At 53.0% G+C, this 17,290-nt stretch carries 14 protein-coding genes; 1 reads left to right on the plus strand and 13 read right to left on the minus strand.

Annotation, left to right across the window (positions count from 1 at the left end; translation table 11 throughout):
• Positions 1 to 38 precede the first annotated feature (38 nt).
• From G9Q38_RS04695 to tssJ, 11 genes are all read right to left on the minus strand, one after another.
• A complete protein-coding gene (locus G9Q38_RS04695) occupies positions 39 to 527 on the minus strand; it encodes an Hcp family type VI secretion system effector (protein ID WP_114420385.1) in 489 nt (162 codons plus the stop codon).
• Between the two features lie 75 nt (positions 528 to 602).
• Positions 603 to 2,219, minus strand: coding sequence for a type VI secretion system protein TssA (tssA, locus tag G9Q38_RS04700; RefSeq protein WP_166128297.1), 1,617 nt, complete (start codon positions 2,217 to 2,219; stop codon positions 603 to 605).
• Positions 2,216 to 3,001 (minus strand): hypothetical protein, encoded by a 786-nt coding sequence (locus G9Q38_RS04705; RefSeq protein ID WP_166128300.1) that lies wholly within the window; start codon positions 2,999 to 3,001, stop codon positions 2,216 to 2,218. The genes tssA and G9Q38_RS04705 overlap by 4 nt, the downstream gene beginning before the upstream one ends.
• A gap of 7 nt (positions 3,002 to 3,008) precedes the next feature.
• Complete coding sequence (gene tssH / locus G9Q38_RS04710) at positions 3,009 to 5,630, minus strand: type VI secretion system ATPase TssH (RefSeq protein WP_166128303.1); 2,622 nt, start codon at positions 5,628 to 5,630, stop codon at positions 3,009 to 3,011.
• A gap of 158 nt (positions 5,631 to 5,788) precedes the next feature.
• Positions 5,789 to 6,277, minus strand: a complete 489-nt coding sequence (locus G9Q38_RS04715) for an Hcp family type VI secretion system effector (RefSeq protein WP_114420389.1) — start codon at positions 6,275 to 6,277, stop codon at positions 5,789 to 5,791.
• Positions 6,278 to 6,332: 55 nt separating this feature from the next.
• Entirely contained in the window at positions 6,333 to 7,814 is a 1,482-nt protein-coding gene (gene tssC / locus G9Q38_RS04720) for a type VI secretion system contractile sheath large subunit (protein ID WP_114420390.1), read from the minus strand.
• 23 nt (positions 7,815 to 7,837) lie between these two features.
• Positions 7,838 to 8,326 carry a type VI secretion system contractile sheath small subunit gene (gene tssB, locus G9Q38_RS04725; RefSeq protein ID WP_114420391.1) on the minus strand — a complete coding sequence of 163 codons (489 nt, stop codon included), beginning with the start codon at positions 8,324 to 8,326 and terminating at the stop codon, positions 7,838 to 7,840.
• A 233-nt stretch (positions 8,327 to 8,559) separates the two neighbouring features.
• Positions 8,560 to 12,480: a type VI secretion protein IcmF/TssM N-terminal domain-containing protein gene (locus G9Q38_RS04730; protein ID WP_166128306.1), complete on the minus strand. Its 3,921-nt coding sequence runs from the start codon at positions 12,478 to 12,480 to the stop codon at positions 8,560 to 8,562.
• Positions 12,477 to 13,163: a DotU family type IV/VI secretion system protein gene (locus tag G9Q38_RS04735; RefSeq protein WP_166128308.1), complete on the minus strand. Its 687-nt coding sequence runs from the start codon at positions 13,161 to 13,163 to the stop codon at positions 12,477 to 12,479. The genes G9Q38_RS04730 and G9Q38_RS04735 overlap by 4 nt, the downstream gene beginning before the upstream one ends.
• Before the next feature lies 1 nt (position 13,164).
• The gene (gene tssK, locus G9Q38_RS04740; protein WP_166128311.1) at positions 13,165 to 14,556 is read right to left on the minus strand and encodes a type VI secretion system baseplate subunit TssK; all 1,392 of its coding nucleotides are present in this window, start codon (positions 14,554 to 14,556) and stop codon (positions 13,165 to 13,167) included.
• 11 nt (positions 14,557 to 14,567) lie between these two features.
• Positions 14,568 to 15,272 carry a type VI secretion system lipoprotein TssJ gene (gene tssJ, locus G9Q38_RS04745; RefSeq protein ID WP_166128314.1) on the minus strand — a complete coding sequence of 235 codons (705 nt, stop codon included), beginning with the start codon at positions 15,270 to 15,272 and terminating at the stop codon, positions 14,568 to 14,570.
• 90 nt (positions 15,273 to 15,362) lie between these two features.
• Here tssJ and G9Q38_RS04750 point away from each other — a divergent pair, with 90 nt between their 5' ends.
• Positions 15,363 to 16,208 carry a hypothetical protein gene (locus G9Q38_RS04750; RefSeq protein WP_166128317.1) on the plus strand — a complete coding sequence of 282 codons (846 nt, stop codon included), beginning with the start codon at positions 15,363 to 15,365 and terminating at the stop codon, positions 16,206 to 16,208.
• Between the two features lies 1 nt (position 16,209).
• Here the strand turns inward: G9Q38_RS04750 and G9Q38_RS04755 are convergent, their stop codons facing one another.
• A complete protein-coding gene (locus G9Q38_RS04755; RefSeq protein ID WP_166128320.1) occupies positions 16,210 to 16,602 on the minus strand; it encodes a PAAR-like domain-containing protein in 393 nt (130 codons plus the stop codon).
• 9 nt (positions 16,603 to 16,611) lie between these two features.
• Entirely contained in the window at positions 16,612 to 17,271 is a 660-nt protein-coding gene (locus G9Q38_RS04760; RefSeq protein WP_166128322.1) for a DUF3540 domain-containing protein, read from the minus strand.
• Between the last annotated feature and the right edge of the window lie 19 nt (positions 17,272 to 17,290).

Here is a 17,290-nt window from a genome sequence, read left to right on the forward strand (position 1 = left end):
ACTACGTGTTTTCCTTGATAACGCCCTTGGTTTTAAGGTTACGACTTGGGCGTATTCCAGGAGTCTTGTGCTTCGATACCGTTCGGTGTGAAGGTTTCGATGATGGTTTCATACGTAAAGGAGACGTCTTCCATATGCCCCATGCTTTTGTTGACTGGGTCCAAGCAGTTGGGCACATACTTATGCATCGACGTGATGACCGCGTTTTTGATTTCAACGGTGTAATAAAGCTCTTCTTTGCCTTGCGGTGAAATGCGGTAGTACTCAAGCTTGGCATCGGTAAGTTGCTCGCCCGACGTTAAAGCCTGAAACAGTTTAGGAGAGGCTTTGTCAATTTCTTTGGTAATGGTTAACGGCCCATGAATACGTCGCCCCGTGGGCAGGCCGGTTTGAATGGATTTGGGGATTTCAATGGTGTGGTCTACCCCCTGAACCAGAATGGTTCCTTCGTGGCCTTTAATCGTACAACCCCCTTCAATTTTTCCTTGAGTCTGACCACTGAGCGTCAGGTAGCCTGGCATCGGCATGTTGCGTGTACTCCTAATGTCTATAAAAAAGATTAATGAAAAGGTAAGGTGAAAAAAGTAATTGGTTGTTCAACGCTATCGCGAAAAACGGCTCGCTGCGGGAAAGTCGATGCGGGCAAGTTGCTGCAAAGTCTCTTGTTGCAGTCGCTGATAGGCTTCCCGCCGCGGCGTGTCATCGAAAACAGCCGGGTTTGACAGCGCTTGTTTGCAGGCTTTTAAAACGGTTTGCAAAGCATGGCCGGCAAGTATTGGCTCCCACTGAAATAAATTCATTGTTTTGCAGTCTTCGAAAATGGGTTGGGCTAACGGCATCGGGTCGGCGCTACCGTTTGCATTCATGAACAAATCCAAAAGGGCAATACGGGCGCGGAACTGGTCGCGTCCGTTAAAGGTTGACTGAAGCAGATCTTGATAAAACTGCATTGCCTGGTCGTGTTGTCCGTTGCTTGCGGCTGCACGCGCCGCTTGCTGTGTTTTTTCGAATGGGTCGGTTGCCGCCGCGCCGCTATTAAGCGCACGACAGTCGCGGAGCCACTGCTGCGTTTCATCGCTTGCGAAAGGTGTACCGTCGGAAAATGTCAGGTGCTCCAGTTCAGGCAGCCGTTCGGTGAAGGTGAGTGTGTTCTTAATGACAGTCTGCCGCATTCGGGCGCCTTGTTCGCCCATCATTTCATAGCCGCGTGCCGATTGGTAATCCAGGTCGAGCCAGAATGGGAAGGTTAGGATACGTGACTCACAAAATTCGATTATGCCATCGGCATTGCCGGCGCCGCATATGGTTTGAAAAGCATCCATGATGGGGGCGGGCGGTGGATTTAAAGAGGTGGTACCGCTAACCGCAGGCGGTGTCGACAATAAAGCGGCACGTGCGGCAAAGCGATTGATTTCGATAATGAGAGGTTGGAAACGATCGATGTTGATCAGCGCGGCACTGATATGGCCCAAAGCGTCTGCAATGGGGTGCAACGCATGCACGATATCATCGAGCGTTGACAACTGGTCGGGCAGCGCGGGGGTGGAAACAGGCGGCGTGAGGGTGGGATGTTGAGAGGCCGTTGCCGGGGACGCGCCTGCATTGCCTGGCGATGTATTGTCTGCTGGGTTCGTTTCAACGGTTGCCGTGCCGTTCGCCTTATCATTTTCGCCCGCTTCGGGGATGACGTCGAGCCTCTTGATTTGCTGAACGAAAGTGAGCAACGGAGGGGCATCCGGATCGCGCTCTGCTAGAGCGCCGTCCATACGGGTCGCAGCATCCACCATTTTTGCGTGAAGAGCGGAATCAATAGCCGGTAGTTCGTTGTTTTCCAACCAGTTGGATGCACGCTCGGTCCACCACGACAAGGCATTGCGTCGCCCTCGTAGACGCTTAACCGGGGGAAAGGCGGTTTCCCAAAATGTCTCGATAAGGCCTGCCTGCAGTTCGAGTCCAGCCTGAAGACCTTGCAGGCCATGGCGCTCCATCCAGGCGGCACTCACCCAGGCAGCCAGCATGAAGTCTTTTGTTTGGCTGCTTAGCAGGTTTGTGCCTTGCTGTTCAACCAGCGCCCAGTCGATCGGAGAAGCTCCGGACAGACTGGTCATCTTCTCTATTTCAGCGGCAATGGCTTCATAGCTTTCGGTAGCGCGCGCTTCTTCGCCCGCCGGAGCGCTTTCTGAGATCGGTGTCAGCAGCGGCGTAACATCAATACTCATGACAGCAGTGAAATGACATGAACTTCTTCCAGCTGCCCTTCAGGCAAGGCGCCGACAGCCAGGTAGTTGGGTTTGCCTTCAATGCGCACGTAGTAACTTTGTTCCGGCGTCAGGGTATTCTGCAGCCCCCACGCATCAAACGCAAGATTGCCGATATCGAACTTGAGGCCTTGTAATTCGTACTCGTTAACACTGCGCTCGGGTAGTGAACCGGCCGGACCTGTGGCATGGAAACTAATGCTTGCGTCGTTGCCGGAAACACCCACTAATGCGCCGGATGAAGTTTCATTTGGCGCGGGGTGGACCTCCAGCCACACGCCCAAGCGCTCTTGCGCATAAAGCCCAAGGCGGGCAGGCCATTTGGGTGCAACGGGTGCGTGAGCACGAGCTACCGCTTTGGCAGGCCAGCGGGCATCGGCCGGCGTAAGCCAGTCGGTTAATAGTCCGGCCCGCTCCGGCGCATTGCCGGGAAGGGGCTCGCCCGAGACCAGTGCCAGACCGTTGACCGCCTTGCGTTGCAGTGTTTGCAATGACAGCCGGAACAGGGCGAGATCACGCCGGTTTTTTTCGCTACTCAACTCTTGCGCGGAGCCAATCAAAATGACAATCGCCGCATTCGCCTCGGCCGCTTCCTGAGCGCTGGTCATCCAGGCGTTTTCGTTGTCTGTTGGCCAGCGTTGCCCTTTGGGCGTAAGCCCATACTGGGCCAACTGCATGGCCGCCGCCTGGGCCGGCGCATCGTTCGACCCCAGGTTAATAATCCAGGCGCATTTATCAGTCATGATTTCCTCAAGCGAACGTGGCGGTAAATTCGCCCTGTTCATTTACTTCCAGTCGTGCGGTCGAGAGCGTGTTGGCTTCAGACATGTGTTTAAGCAATGTGTTGGACAGCATGGGCATGATGTTACCCCGCAAAATGAAGTCGATATTGCGTGCGCCGGTTTCAACTTCGGTACAACGGGCGGTAATGGTGTCAACCACGGCATCAGGAATTTCGAGTTTGATTTTATTGTTGCGTTGCATGCGGTCCGCCAATTTGCCTAGTTTCAGGCTCACAATGCCGCGAAGCGCGTCGTCTTTCAGTGTCACAAACGGAACGACTGTCATGCGTGCCAGTAGCGCGGGTTTGAAATGGTTCGAAAGAATTGGCCGAATAGCCGCCTGAACCGCAGACATCGGCGGCGGTTCATCGCCTGCGCAGAGTTCAGTGATGACATCAAGCGCCAGGTTTGAAGTTAAGAATACAACCGTGTTGCGGAAGTTAATCTCGCGCCCCTCGCCGTCTGAAAGCACGCCTTTATCGAATACCTGATAAAAGAGGTTCACCACATCGAGGTGGGCTTTTTCCACTTCGTCGAGCAAGACAACAGAGTAGGGCCGCTGGCGCACAGCTTCAGTAAGAATGCCGCCTTCGCCGAACCCTACGTAACCGGGGGGTGACCCGATAAGCCGACTGACGGTGTGCTTTTCCTGAAACTCCGACATGTTGATGTTGACCAGCGAGTGCTCGCCTCCAAACATTGTGTCGGCCACGGAAAGCGCAGTTTCTGTTTTGCCGGTACCCGAAGGGCCGACCAACAGGAAAATTCCCATGGGTTGATTGGGATCTTGTAGCCCGGAGCGCGCTGATTTAAGCACTTCAGAAATCGTTTCGAGCGCATAACCCTGACCTTTGATGCGTTCGCCCAGAGTACTTTCCAGTGTAAGTGCTGCCGTGGCTTGGTCGCGCATCATTTTGCCCAGTGGTACGCCGGTGCGGTCGGAGACAACCTTGGCGATGGTGTCGGGAGAGACGTCGACAAAGATCAGTTTTTCATTGGCTTGGAGTTGGGCGAACTGTTGCTCGGCTTTAATGAGCTGTTGCTCAAGATCGTCGTTGACGTCGGTTGTGTCGGCTCGCTGCAATCGCAGATCAAGCACTTTGCGGGCGGCCTCAAACTGTTCATTGAAGCGGGCTTGTAAAGTATCGAGTTCACTTTGAACCGCTGTCATTTCATCGTCGATTTCTTTTAGCCGATCTGGATTGATTTCAACGTGGTTCTCAACGTCGCGCAGCAACCCGTTTTTCTCGCGTTCCAGCATTTGCAACTGACGTTCGCGATCTTCAATGAAGTCCGGCTTTGAAGAAAGGTTAACTTTGATTCTCGCGCACGCGGTATCGAGCAAGTCAATTGCCTTGTCGGGAAGCTGGCGCCCGGTGATGTATCGGTTCGACAGCTCAGCGGCTGCAACCAGTGCGTCGTCTCGGATCAGTACTTTATGAACTTGTTCGTAGCGGTCTTTCAGCCCGCGCAGAATTTGTACCGCCATGTTGACGGTTGGTTCGTCTAGTTTGACCAGTTCGAAACGGCGTGCAAGGGCGGCGTCTTTTTCAAAATATTTTTTGTACTCGCTCCAGGTGGTTGCGGCAATGGTGCGCAACTCGCCCCGGGCCAGAGCCGGTTTCAACAGGTTGGCTGCGTCGCTGGTGCCGGCCGACCCGCCCGCACCAATAAGGGTGTGGGCTTCGTCGATAAACAGAATGATGGGTTTGGTTGAGGCCTTGATTTCGTTGATGACACCGCGCAAACGGTTTTCAAACTCCCCTTTAACGCCGGCGCCGGCTTCCAGTGCGCCCATATCCAGGCCCAGAATGGTGACCCCTTGCAGGATTTCCGGGACGTCGCCTTCAGTAACGCGTAACGCCAGCCCTTCAATGACGGCGGTTTTCCCCACGCCGGGGTCGCCGACACAAATGGGGTTGTTTTTGCGCCGGCGGGCAAGGATGTCGACCATTTGGCGAATTTCGGCATCGCGACCGAAAACCGGGTCTATTTTGCCGTTTGCGGCCTTTGTCGTGAAGTCTTCGCAAAAGCGTTCAATGGCCGATCCCGACCGGCCTGCATCAGTGCTTCCTGCCGCGCTTTGACCGCCCCCCATTCCTACGGCCTCTGCATTCTCTTTCGACGCGCTTGTAACCTGGGCTAACAATTCGATAATTTTGTTTTTATCGAGATCGGCCAGCAGCGAAGCATAGGTTCCGCTGGCGTAAAACGAGGACCGGGCAACGAAGGCGGCGAATAAGGCGCCTGAACGGATCGTGCCTTCATACAAGTCGACAGAGGCAATAAGCCATGCATCAGAGAATAGATCAGGTAATAAAGCAGAGAACTGCGGGCGACCACTGTTACCGCTTTTGAAGCTTTCAATCACTTGCTCCAGCGCGCGTTGTGCGCGGCCTGGATCAATGCCGGCTTGTTTGAGTATTAAGTGAACGTCGGTTCGTGGATCTTCGATAAGACGAACCAGCATGTGCTCGATCGTGATTTCGTAATGGGTGCGATTCAGACAAATTCCTGCGGCATTTTCAAGCGCGTCGCGGCACGTCGGGTTAAGACGGTCGACCAGTGATTTGAACTCGACAATTTGCATGGGGTGTTCCGGATAAGTAACTGCGTGTTGACGGAAGAAAGACCGCCTCGTAACGCCTATGCTCCGGTGGCGGCTGTTTTATTCTGAGAGTTGGTATAGCCGGCCTAAAAATAAAAAGCCGTTCGAACAGAGGGTGTTCGAACGGCTTTTTGAAGGCCTTAGGATTTAGGTTGGTTCCAGGAATCCTCGGCTTCGATACCATCGGGCGTGAATGTTTCAATGATGGTTTCGTAAGTGAAGGAAACGGCCTCCATATGCCCCATAGACTTGTTCGCCGGGTCGAGGCACATGGGAACAAATTTGTGCATCGACGTGATAATGGCGTTCTTGATTTCAACCGTGTAGTAAAGCTCTTCTTTACCCTGCGGTGAAATACGGTAGTACTCAAGTTTGGCGTCGTTAAGCTGTTCGCCCGATGTGAGGGCTTGAAAGAGTTTTGGCGACGACTTATCGATTTCCTTGGTAATGGTAAGCGGACCATGAATGCGCTTGCCGGTGGGTAAGCCGGTTTGGATCGACTTGGGAATTTCAATCGTGTGATCGACAGCCTGTACAAGAATGGTGTTCTCGTGGCCTTGAATGGTGCAACTACCTTCAATCTTTCCTTGTGTCTGACCAGTAAGTGTCAGATAACCTGGCATGGGCATTTTCGGTCTCCTTTATGCCTGTTGAACGAGCGATTGATACAAGTTTGCTTCAACTTTATTTTTTGTCCAGTTTGCCAACCAACGACAGCGTGAACGATGCCCCCATATATTTGAAATGAGGGCGAACCAGCATTGATACGCGATACCAGCCTGGGTCACCTTCAACGTCTTCAACGCTGATTTGCGCTGTGCGTAAAGGACGACGACTGCGTACTTCAGGCCCAGGGGCATCCATGTCTGCCACGTATTGCCGGATCCAGTTATTGAGTTCACCTTCAAGGTCGGCGCGCTCTTTCCAGGTCCCGATGTTTTCACGTTGCAAAACCTTGATGTAATGGGCAAGGCGGCTAACCACAAAAATATAAGGTAGCTGCGTGCCCAGTTTGTAATTCGTTTCGGCTTCTTTCCCTTCTTTTGTATTTCCGAAGAATTTGGGTTTCTGGCACGAGTTGGCAGAGAAAAATGCTGCGTTGTCGCTGTTCTTGCGCATGGCCAGACCAATAAAGCCTTGTTCAGCCAATTCAAATTCCCGGCGTTCCGATATGAGCACTTCGGTAGGGATCTTGGTTTGAATTTCGCCCATGGCTTCGTAGTTGTAAATGGGCAAGTCGCCTACGGTGCCGCCGCCTTGCGGGCCAATAATGTTGGCGCACCAGCGGTAGTCGGCAAAGCTGGCGGTAAGGCGTGAAGCAAAGGCAAAGGCCGCATTGCCCCATAAGAAAGCATCACTGCCGGCCGACACATCTTCTTCGTAGTTGAATTTCTTTGAAGGGGTGGTGTCGTTACCGTAAGGCGTACGGAGCAGGAAGTGTGGCAGTACCAACCCCACGTTGCGTGCGTCTTCACTTTCGCGAAAGCCGTTCCATTTGGTGTATTGCGGCATTTCAAAGATGGACGACAGGTCTTTCAGGTCGGGCAGTTTTGAGAAATCTTCCAGGCCGAAGAACTGCGCGCCGGCGGCAGCGATGAAAGGGGCATGGCTCATGGAGGCAACGCTGGCGCAGTATTGCAGTAGCTTCACGTCGGATGATCCGGGGCCGAATTCATAATTGGCAATAATGGCGCCGAAAGGCTGGCCGCCAAACTGGCCGAATTCTGCGGTATAGCAATTTTTGTACAGGCCCGACTTGGTTACTTCCGGCGAGTCTTCGAAATCGCTGAGCAGATCGTCTTTGTTGACGTTCATGATCTGAATCTTGATGTTCTCGCGGAAGTTGGTGCGATCGATCAGAAACTTCAGTGAGCGCCATGAGGACTCGAGACGCTGGAAGTCGGCGTGGTGGAGAATTTCATCGACCTGGGCGCAGAGCTTTTTGTCGAGCTCGGCAATCATGTCGTCGGCCAGTGAGGCCGTGATTCGGTCGGTTGTGCGGGAAGGATCCAGCAGGGACGAAATAAAGGTTTGAATGCCCTGCTTGGTGATGGCGTAGGATTCGTCGCCGGGCCTTACCTTGGTGGTTTCCAGTAGTTGATCGATAAGGGAGCCGCCTTCCGAGGGGGCGGCAGCATTGTCTTGTTTCGCTTGTTCTTCACTCATGTTGTGTATCCCCTGCCTTACGTTTATTTGTCTTCAATGCCGAGCTCTTTCAGCAAGCGGGCGCGGGTTTCGTCATCTTGAACCAGCGCTTGCAACTTCTTGCGAAAGTCGGGAATGTTGCCCAATGGCCCTTTCAGTGCTTTGAGCGCGCCTCGTAGCTCGACGATATTGCGTAGTTCAGGGACTTTTTCCACGATGCTGTCGGGCTGGAAGTCGGCCAGCGACTCGAACTTCAGGTTAACCGGCAGGTTGTCTTCCGAGCCTGGTTCAAGCCGGTTCGGTACCGAAAGATCCAGCGACAGATTTTGTGCTTTCAGTACGTCGTTGTAGTTGTCTTTATCAACATTGATCGGTGCCCGGTCTTCAACGCTGCGATCGTCTTCGCGTTGCGTGAAGTCGCCTAGAATCAAGAGTTTGAGGGGCAGCTCGACTTCGACTTGAGCGTCTCCGGTAGCCGGTTTATAAGTAATATTTACACGCTCTTTAGGAGCGACGGATCCCTCGCCTGCCATAATTTAGTCTCCTGACTGATTCCGTTTTTGATTAAGACGGGATAAAGTTGTAAGAAGTTCCGAGAAAAGCTAAAAGATTTTGTCCGACTGTGACAGACCTTGTCAATCATTGTTTCCCATAAAAGCCTGATAAATAAAGGCACTCCAACATGAACCTTATGACTGCACCGGCATGGTGCAGTCATAAGGTGTATTTTCACCGCAGTTATGTAAGGCTTGCGCGACGTTGGTGTTTATTGTGCCGTTTGTTTATGACCGGCGTTTTGCGATGATGAAGCCGGCTGAGTATTGCTGTTCGCGGGAAGCTTGAGCAATGTCCCGGTAATAATCAGGTTGGTGTCGGAGATGTTGTTCAGGTCTTTCAACGCCTCAACAGTTGTACCGAACTCTTTTGCCAATGAATATAGGGTTTCACCTTCTTTTACGCGGTGCTCACGTGTTACTTGCGGCGCGGCAGGTTTTGTTTCAGGCCGGCTTTTGGCTTTAGCGGCCTCTTCGGCTTCAGCCAGCGCTTGAATATGCGCGGGTTCAGGTGGCGGTGGCGGCTGGTTGATAATTTGTTGGGCGCGCTCTTTGATGAACAACGGCAGTGGGGTGGTGGGCTTTTCAACGACATCACCCATCCAGCATTGGCCAACCCGTTGGGGTACTTTCACGCTGAGTTTGGACGGCGTCGCGCTAAGCGACGGTGTGCCTGTTTCGGCCAGGTAGTCCAGGTGCGCGGCCATTTCCAATAAGGCCTCCTGGCCCACCAGGTCGTATCGAACGTTAATGGTTTTGACGTCCAGTGCATCCAGTTGTTCTTTTGCCTGGGGGAAGTCTTCCGGCGTAAAGATGCGTTCGCCGTCAACGAACTCTTCCACAAAGCGGGCCATGCCCATGGGGCCGGGGTAGCGGCGATTCAAAGACAGATTGTCGATACGTATTTGAAGCGTGACGTCTCCACAATGATCGGGTGACCAGTCGAAGCTGTTGGTCACCGCCATGTTGAAGTTATCCAGCGTAATTTGTTCCTGTGAGCATTGAATCGATAGATTCACTGCGTAGGGCTTGGCTTTGGCGCTGGGGTTCACGCCCACGGGGCGGGATGTAATAAGCAAGTTTGCGGTTTTGCCAATAGAAGCTTCTGCCAACTGCTTTTTGACGACTGACTCTACCTGCGTGCTGACTGACTGATTCAGGAACGGTATAAAGCCGGGGTCGAACGGAAAGGTGTAGCCATTTTTAGTTGCCGTGGTGAAGCCGTTTGCTTGTTGCTGCAAGAACGGTTTGGCGGATTTGTCGGCGAAAGTCCAGACTGATCCTTTATCACCAAAAAGCTGTTCAGTGGTCTCTTGCGTGCTGACTGCCATTTGGGTTTTCCACAGCACTTCTTTTTCCCAGTCGCTTTGTACGCTGCAGGAACCTTGTTCCAGAATGTAGCGGGTGAGTAATTGCAGAGGGCCGCCAACCAGATGCCAGATTACTTGATCATCGGGTTTGTCAAAGCCCGATGTTTTTCGGAAGGCATCAAGATTGTCGCGTACATTCTGCAAGGCTGACGCTTTCACGTCGGGTTGAACGCCGAAGGCGAAATAGTTGGCCGCCAGTTGATACGCCGCGCCTTCACCGCCCAGCGCATCCGATACCACTTGATCGAAGGCGTGTGCATATGCAGAGAAGTTCTGCACGCCCTGAATCGATTGCGGAAATGCCGACATGGGCGCCAAAGTTTGATTGGATACGGATTCTTTAATGACACGTTCGCCGACACTATTCAATGTGTTGAGCATGCCTTGCGCTTTACCCAAAGTGCCGGGTGCGGTCGCAGCGCGCCGCATGTCGTTGAATTCACGTGCGAACAGTAACCAGCCAGGCAAGTTGTCGGCAGGTACATCGGCAAATTCACTTTTTAATCGGTCGAACAGCATGTAATAGGGGCTGGCGTTGGTATCAACGCGCCCTAGCATTTCGCGCCATGCCGGCTCATTGCCAAGCAATTGCTCACCGTTGTTAAAGGCCCATGCGAAGCTTTGCCACGTGTTGAAGCGTTCGGCCAAATACCAGGTTTCAAACGCGCCGCGCCGAACTTTGAACCCGGATGGGTCGTCTACCGCCTGGCCCAGTTCATCCAGGAAGGTTTGCAAGCGTTGCTCACCTTGTTTGGTCAGGGCGGGCTCGATCATGCCCCGGTTCGGTCCTTGCGTGCCTGGCAGCCAGAACTCTCGCAACGTAACAGGCTGCAGGTTAGGAAGCGCATTTGCCCAGGGCAGTAACCATTCCAGTTGCGGAGATTGCACCAGAATTTTGTTGAGAACCTGTCGGTTGTTTGCCAGACGCTGACGCAGAAATGGATCGTCGATTGGGGTCCAGGCGGTGTATGCCACCTGCATCTGGTTGGTTGCATCGACGACTTTGGGTGGGAGGTCGGGAAGGAATGCCTGGATGACATTGGTGGGCACCTGGGGCATGGCCAGCAATTGCTGGTAGTCGGCACCTTGAATACGGGCTTGCGACAAATTCATGGTGCGAACCAGCGCCAGAACGGCATTGGCATATTGCGGGTTGTTCTGGTCGGCCAATGCCTCATTCGACAGGAAGTTGTTAGGGTCGAATGTACCCAGAAAACTTTGGTAGCCCTTGACGTAAGTATTCTTGATGTCTTCTTCAAGTTGCGTGATGTCGGGGCTGAATGCCAGCCAGCGTGTTTGCCATTCCTCTTCACGATCTTGAATTAAATCGATTACTGACAAAATGCGGTGCAGATCCTCAAGTCGACTGGCGTCGCTGCCTGCTTGAGAGAGAACGTTTTTGGGATAAACGTTTTTGATGTCGATCAGGCTGGCGCGTGTTTGGTAGTAAGAAAGCAAAATGAAGGCAAGGATAGCCGTGCAGATGGAAATCCAGAACACAATGGCCAGATTGCGGGTGACCAGGCGCCAGCGATCTACGATAACGGTAGGCAGGAACGACCAACGATCAGCCGGCAAGACGCGCTCAAAGAAATCATGCAGGAACAACCCTTTGTCGCTGGGTGTTTTTTCTGTGTTCGATGTGTTTACGATGTGCGCAAGGGAACTGGGTATATGCGTGCCGGTTTGGCGTGCACTACTGAAAAATAGCCCGCGAATGAGCGGCTGTTCCAGGTAGGGGTTGTTGCCGGCGCACGCCTGCATGAAGTGCTGAAGTCCGGAGCGCAGACGTTCAATTTCACTGGGAAACAAAAGCAGGTTGGGGCTAAGGTCGACCCCTTTCACCGCCATGTCGAGTCTAAGCAGTTTCAGGCGTTCCGAAATATGCTCGAACGCTTGATTCAAGAACTTCTGTTCGGCCTGGTCCCCCTCTTCCATTGGGCCGGTATAGCCCATGGCCTGGTTCAGTGCGTCTGCCGGCAGTACCTGGGCCCAGTCTTCAAAACCACAAATTTGATCGCATTTGGTGACCAAAACAAAAATGGGGAAACGTTTGTCGAATAAGCGAATCAGTTGATCGATACGTTCGCGAATGGCGTGGCCTCTTCGCTCAAGCGCATCTTCGCTGGCCATGAGTTGTTCTGCATCAATGGCCAGCACCAAGCCGTTCAGGCCTTCTTTCATGCGGTACTTGGCCAGAAGCTCCAGCATGCGTTCCCATTCGGCCTGATCTTCTTGCGTACCATCGGGAGATACATAGCGTCCGGCGGTGTCGATGACGACGGCGCGGTTGAAGAACCACCAATCGCAGTTCAGTGTCTGGGTAATGGGCTCGAATTGGTTAATGCTTTTGTTCAGCGAGCTAAGGCGTGAGCGTGTGATGGCCGATGTTTTTCCAACACCCGATTCCCCCACAACCATAAACCAGGGCAGAGCATAGATAGGATTGCCAAAGCGTCGTAGCGACGAGCTTTTCAGGGTGGCGATACCCTGTTTCCATTTATTGGTAAGTTCGCTAAGTGCGCTGGGTTTATCGGAAGCTTTGCGGCCCGCGTTTTCCGAGGCGGCCAGCTTGACGCGTGATCGTGACAAATACCACAGCCGCCGCAAAAGCCGGATACCGAAATAAATGCCCAGCACACCAAAGAAAATGGCCAGACCACCCCAGTACGGCCACGATAAATAAAGCATGACGGCCCAACTGACGATGGCCAGCACAATAAGAACGATGAGCCACAGAATGATGGAAAGCAGCGTTCTCATAAGTTGGCCGCCTCACGGAAGTTTTGAACGGCGTAGGTCAGTTCAGTATGCAAAATAAAGGCAACGACCAACACGATAACGGGGGGCAGGATAAATATGAGGGCGCGACGCAATGAGATTTTCCTGCTAAATGCGGGTTTTCTTTGTTTTGTCGGCTGCGCGTTGCCGGCCATTGTGTAGGCTTTGGGAAACAATGCGGTTTTCTCGGCCGCTTTATAACGGTCGTCGGCTCTTTGCAGCAGTTTGTATTGCTCCACCCGAATATTGGCGAGCTCAGCGGAATTGGGCGAAATGCTGTAACGCCCCATGAAGCCCAGGCAAAGACAAAGCAGGTATACCTCGCGTACAGCGGCTTCTCCGGGGGGAAGTTTTTCGAGTCGTTCAAAAAACTCTCGGCCCGCCAACCCGGTTTTGAAATAGCGTCTTTGTAAAAGATGGCGTTGCCATGCGTGTTCCGAGCCCCATTGGTGCCGACGGGAAATATGTTCGTCGGCCCAGGCCAGTACAGGGAACAGGGCCTCCTGAAAGGCGTTCAGTTCGACCCCCTCTTGCAGGGCCTGGCTTTGTGCCTGTTGAATCAGGTTGTCAATTTGCCCGGCCAGTGCTTCGGGCGTATCGGTCGCGGCTATATCGAAACTTTTTACCAGCGCGGTGAGTGGAATGAAGTAGTCGCACAGTTTCATCTTAGCCTCGGAGCACGATAAGCTGGACATGCAGATCGGTGGGCGCATCGGGCCAGAAAAGTCCAAGCTCCGCAGTTTGTTCAACCGTTTCCCATTCCGCACTCATTTGTTCGATACGGTAGTAACGCGCATTGGCCCGTTTGGGCAGGCCTTGCGGAGGCGTAGCCACTTCTATGAGATCAATGCCTGGTAGCGCGTGATCAATCATGGTTGGTAAGGATTGCGGGGCGGCAAGACGTGCAAGCCGCAGGAAGTCTTCGCTGGAGTAATCGTTTTTTGAGGCGGTTTGGGTCACCAGGTAGAAACGGTTACGGGCGGCGAAATAGTCGCGCGGAACGCTGGCGATCAAATAATCCTCATGAGGTTCCAACGTGACACGGAATTCCGGCCCTACCGAGATCTCGGCAAGCAACTGGTTAATTACGCGGCGCGCCGTGCTGAAGCAAGAAAACAACTTAAGATGGTCGTATGGGGGTAGCCCTTCGTCCTGGCTGTCGCGCCGCCGGCCGGCCGCGTCGAACGAGTCGGTGAAGGTGCTCATTTCACCAACGCACGTGCGCAAGAAACCATAAACTTCCCATGGGTGTACCTGGGCGGTTTCGGTGTAGTGTGCAATTTGCGGTACCGCCCGGTTCAATGACTGCAACGATTGCATCAGCATAAAATATTCCGGATCAAGCTCTTCGCGCTGAATGTCGCGTGGCGCTTTATATTCTGCAAGCTGGCGCATTCTGCCTGACATGTCGTCGCGAATATCACGCAGTAAATCCTGCAATACATAAGAGCCCGTTAGCGCATAACAGGGGGGGACGCTGTCGGCGGTGAGTTTCACCACATCGTTATCCCTTGCAAGGCTACCGATCGGGATCAGATCGTAATCGTCGAGTGATGCGACTTCCGGGCCAAAGAAAATACGGACAACATGCATCATGACAGGCACGGTGGCGACCGGGCCATCGGTATACAGATCGCGCATGGCCTCGCCGTCTGTTTGCGAAGCATAGCGCGTTGGTGCCGACGCGGCCTGATCGAATGAGTCGACCTGCGTGACGTTCGGTGCACTCTGAGACAGCTTTCGCAATCCCAGAAAAACATCCAGTGGCTGGTCACTGTCTGTCCAGACTTTATCGAAAGAACGTGGCCCGATAATGGCGTTGCCCGGATATTCTACATAGGTGTTGTCACGAAAAACCAGGCGAGCGCTGCGAATTTCAACCGAGCGGGCGGAAAGTGACTCAGGGGCGAATTCAATTTTCCCGGCACCCCAGAAGTGCGGCGTGACCATTTCATAAAGTGGTTTTTTCAGGAAGTGTTGATTCAGTTCTTGCCGTTGAAAATGCTGAGGTTGAAGAAACAATCCCTGATGCCAGTAGGTGCCGGTCCTGAAGTCCATGAAGCGTTCCTTTATTGCCTGAGTTTGCGCGCAGCGCCGGCTGCATCGTCTGCTTGTTGGAGTGTTTTTTCGTCAAGCTTGATCTCTGGATCGCCCTGTTCCAGAGGAATGGTTTCAACATCGGGTTTTTTGTCGGGGTCGAACGTAAGGCTTTGCGCGTTTGTTATTTGCTGACGCCCCAGATAAAGCCGCAGTGCCAAATTAGCCGGTTCTGCTTTGTAGGTCGTGGAAACAAGCCCTTCGGTTTGAATGTTCAACGGTATGCGAAAGAGGCGTGCGGCTCTGGTGGGATCGAAGTCGTAATAGCCGGCCACGATGCCGATAAATTTTGCGTTTTGAACGCGGTCTATATTCAAGACAGTGCGTTTGTCCGGGCTGACGACATAGCGATCCATATGCAAAATCTCTTTTCCTGGGTCTCCACTGGCCAGCATGTCGACAAGTGTTTTTTTATCGCTTAGTAATTTCAGAAACGGTTTGGCGTCTTCCAATTGCATAATGCCCAGCACCAGCGTGTGAGACTGATTGAAATAAGCATTGATATCGGCGCTTGCCATAAGTTCAATTTGGACGCCGTCGCGTTTGTAGTCCCAGCTTACTTCAGCTTTGGCTTCTTTTTGTGTGTTTCCCCCCATGGCCGAATTCACGCTGGAGCACCCCTGAGTCATGATCAGAAGGCTGGCAAGCATAAGTGTCAGTAATTGACGTCTTGGCATGAGGACCTAAGAGTTGCAAATTGAAGAAATAAAAAAATACACTATGTAAATTGAACCAACACCTTACCCTAACCGGCAGGATTATAGCCCATGGACCCATCGCAGCTGTCTTTTTCCTTGCCAGGTTTTCCAAAAAAATCATTGCACTGGCGCATTTTTCCAACGCTATTTCTAGGTATCGGCATGGCGTTTTTTCAACCGCAGGCCCATGCGTCAAATGCAAGTTTGTTTCGCAATATGCCGACACCACCTGAAGACACCGTAGCGGTACTGACGGTGACCCAGGAAGTGATAGAGAAAGCAGAAAAGACGGACGTGTGCTGGCAAACTATTGTCAGCGACCGCGAACGCGCCCAGAGACAATACGAAAGCCAATCCTGGCTTGTCAAGTATTGGCAGCCGATATTGGGCGGTTTGTTGGGGGGCGCGGTAGGGTATAAGTTCACGCGAAACTATGGGCCCAAAAGTGAAAAACTTTGGTTTTACCCAACTATCTTGGCCGGCGTGGCGGTGGGGGCGGTCGCGGGCCCGGGTATGGTTGCGGGCGCCTATGGGGGCGGTATCCTGGCGCAGCACTTCTGGCCGACCAAGCTGCCGTTAACCATTATGTTGTCGATGATTGGCGGCATTCTGGGCGACGGTCTAATGAAATTATTGTTTCCCGACAGCCCGCCGAAAGAGTTGCTGCAAAAGCCACAGCCGGGGCAGTATTTAACGAATCAGCAGTTCTATCTTGAAACCACCTGCGTGCCGACAACGCGCGTGACCTATACCGAGAAACCTTATCGGGTCACCTATCAGTTCAAAGGTGAAACACGAAGCGCGTTATTCGACTATTACCCTGGCGATCGCATTAAATTGAGTAGCGACGGGCGGCCCGTAAATGAAAAGCAGAAGGCGGGGCCACCGGCCGTGCGTGTGTCTGAAAAGAAATAGCTTAGTTGGCGTTGACCTTCACCTGGCTGGGCTCAAGCAGTGAGCCAAACGTATTGCCTTTGTTTGATTTGGCCGAGTCCAATTGTCGTACAACCGGGTTCCCTTCGAACTTCACTTTAAAGCTGGCCATGACGAACTCACATTCCCCCATCATCGAGCCCGATACAACGCCACCAGACACACCAGCGTTATCCCCCATACTCATCGATATTTTTGAAGCCTTGGTAAGCGCAGGGCACCCGCCAACCAGAACTTTCAGGCTGGTCGGGTTAGCCAGCGTTGTCATGGCTGTGTTCACATAGGGGATAGGAACGGGTGGCCCTGGAGGGGCGGGGGTATTGCATACATCGGGCATGCACATGGCTTGCCCGGCTTGAATTGTTGCAACAAACATAATGTGCTCCTAGCCTAGGTCGATTTTTTTGCCGTCAATTTTTACAAAGCCTTTGGCCGTGTGGGTTATGTGGCCCGCTTCGATGTGGTGGTGGTCGTCAACCGAAACACGAACACGACCGGCGCGGGTTTCTTCCAGTCCGTCGATTCTACGGAAGCTTTCTTTAAGGCGCTGGATCAGTCGCCCGACCTGCGATGAAAAGGTTTTTGCGGTAAATGAGGCATTGACCGCACATGACTCAACGGTGTCAAACCAACCCTGCCAGTGTTTAACCTTAATGGTTGAACTCAACGCATTGATATCGAGCGTGCCGCTGTTTAATTGGAGCTGGAACGCACTGTTCAGGTGCAGGTTTTGGGTTTGCAGCTCGACCCCGGCCTGATTTGTGTGAAGTTGTGCACCGCCCGGCAAGTTCAAACTGCCACTGTCCGGATCGTTGCGCTGCAGAATGGCCAGGATAAAGCCGGTGTTATGACCGGTCGCATGCGACACCAGCACAGTGTCGCCCGCTTCCGGCGTTAAAAGGCAACTGGCTGCAAGCCTTGCCTTTAAGATCTCTGGATGACTCAGCAAAAAATGTTCGCCCGATATTCCGGTAACGGTTGCGGTACCCAGGCTGTGCGCCGAGGATTCCGGCGTGGGCTGAAGGCGGTGGACGGTTGCAGACATAAATGATTTCCGGTTGGCT

The sequence above is a fragment of the Pusillimonas sp. DMV24BSW_D genome, assembly GCF_011388195.1.
Taxonomy (GTDB): domain Bacteria; phylum Pseudomonadota; class Gammaproteobacteria; order Burkholderiales; family Burkholderiaceae_B; genus Neopusillimonas; species Neopusillimonas aestuarii.

Bases quoted from the DNA above. Each gene is read 5' to 3' on its own strand.
- tssA (WP_166128297.1), bottom strand. From the start codon at position 2,219: ATGAGTATTGATGTTACGCCGCTGCTGACACCGATCTCAGAAAGCGCT.
- G9Q38_RS04730 (WP_166128306.1), bottom strand. From the start codon at position 12,480: ATGAGAACGCTGCTTTCCATCATTCTGTGGCTCATCGTTCTTATTGTG.
- tssK (WP_166128311.1), bottom strand. From the start codon at position 14,556: ATGGACTTCAGGACCGGCACCTACTGGCATCAGGGATTGTTTCTTCAA.
- tssH (WP_166128303.1), bottom strand. From the start codon at position 5,630: ATGCAAATTGTCGAGTTCAAATCACTGGTCGACCGTCTTAACCCGACG.
- tssJ (WP_166128314.1), bottom strand. From the start codon at position 15,272: ATGCCAAGACGTCAATTACTGACACTTATGCTTGCCAGCCTTCTGATC.
- G9Q38_RS04705 (WP_166128300.1), bottom strand. From the start codon at position 3,001: ATGACTGATAAATGCGCCTGGATTATTAACCTGGGGTCGAACGATGCG.
- tssC (WP_114420390.1), bottom strand. From the start codon at position 7,814: ATGAGTGAAGAACAAGCGAAACAAGACAATGCTGCCGCCCCCTCGGAA.
- tssB (WP_114420391.1), bottom strand. From the start codon at position 8,326: ATGGCAGGCGAGGGATCCGTCGCTCCTAAAGAGCGTGTAAATATTACT.
- G9Q38_RS04715 (WP_114420389.1), bottom strand. From the start codon at position 6,277: ATGCCCATGCCAGGTTATCTGACACTTACTGGTCAGACACAAGGAAAG.
- G9Q38_RS04760 (WP_166128322.1), bottom strand. From the start codon at position 17,271: ATGTCTGCAACCGTCCACCGCCTTCAGCCCACGCCGGAATCCTCGGCG.
- G9Q38_RS04750 (WP_166128317.1), top strand. From the start codon at position 15,363: ATGGACCCATCGCAGCTGTCTTTTTCCTTGCCAGGTTTTCCAAAAAAA.
- G9Q38_RS04755 (WP_166128320.1), bottom strand. From the start codon at position 16,602: ATGTTTGTTGCAACAATTCAAGCCGGGCAAGCCATGTGCATGCCCGAT.
- G9Q38_RS04735 (WP_166128308.1), bottom strand. From the start codon at position 13,163: ATGAAACTGTGCGACTACTTCATTCCACTCACCGCGCTGGTAAAAAGT.
- G9Q38_RS04695 (WP_114420385.1), bottom strand. From the start codon at position 527: ATGCCGATGCCAGGCTACCTGACGCTCAGTGGTCAGACTCAAGGAAAA.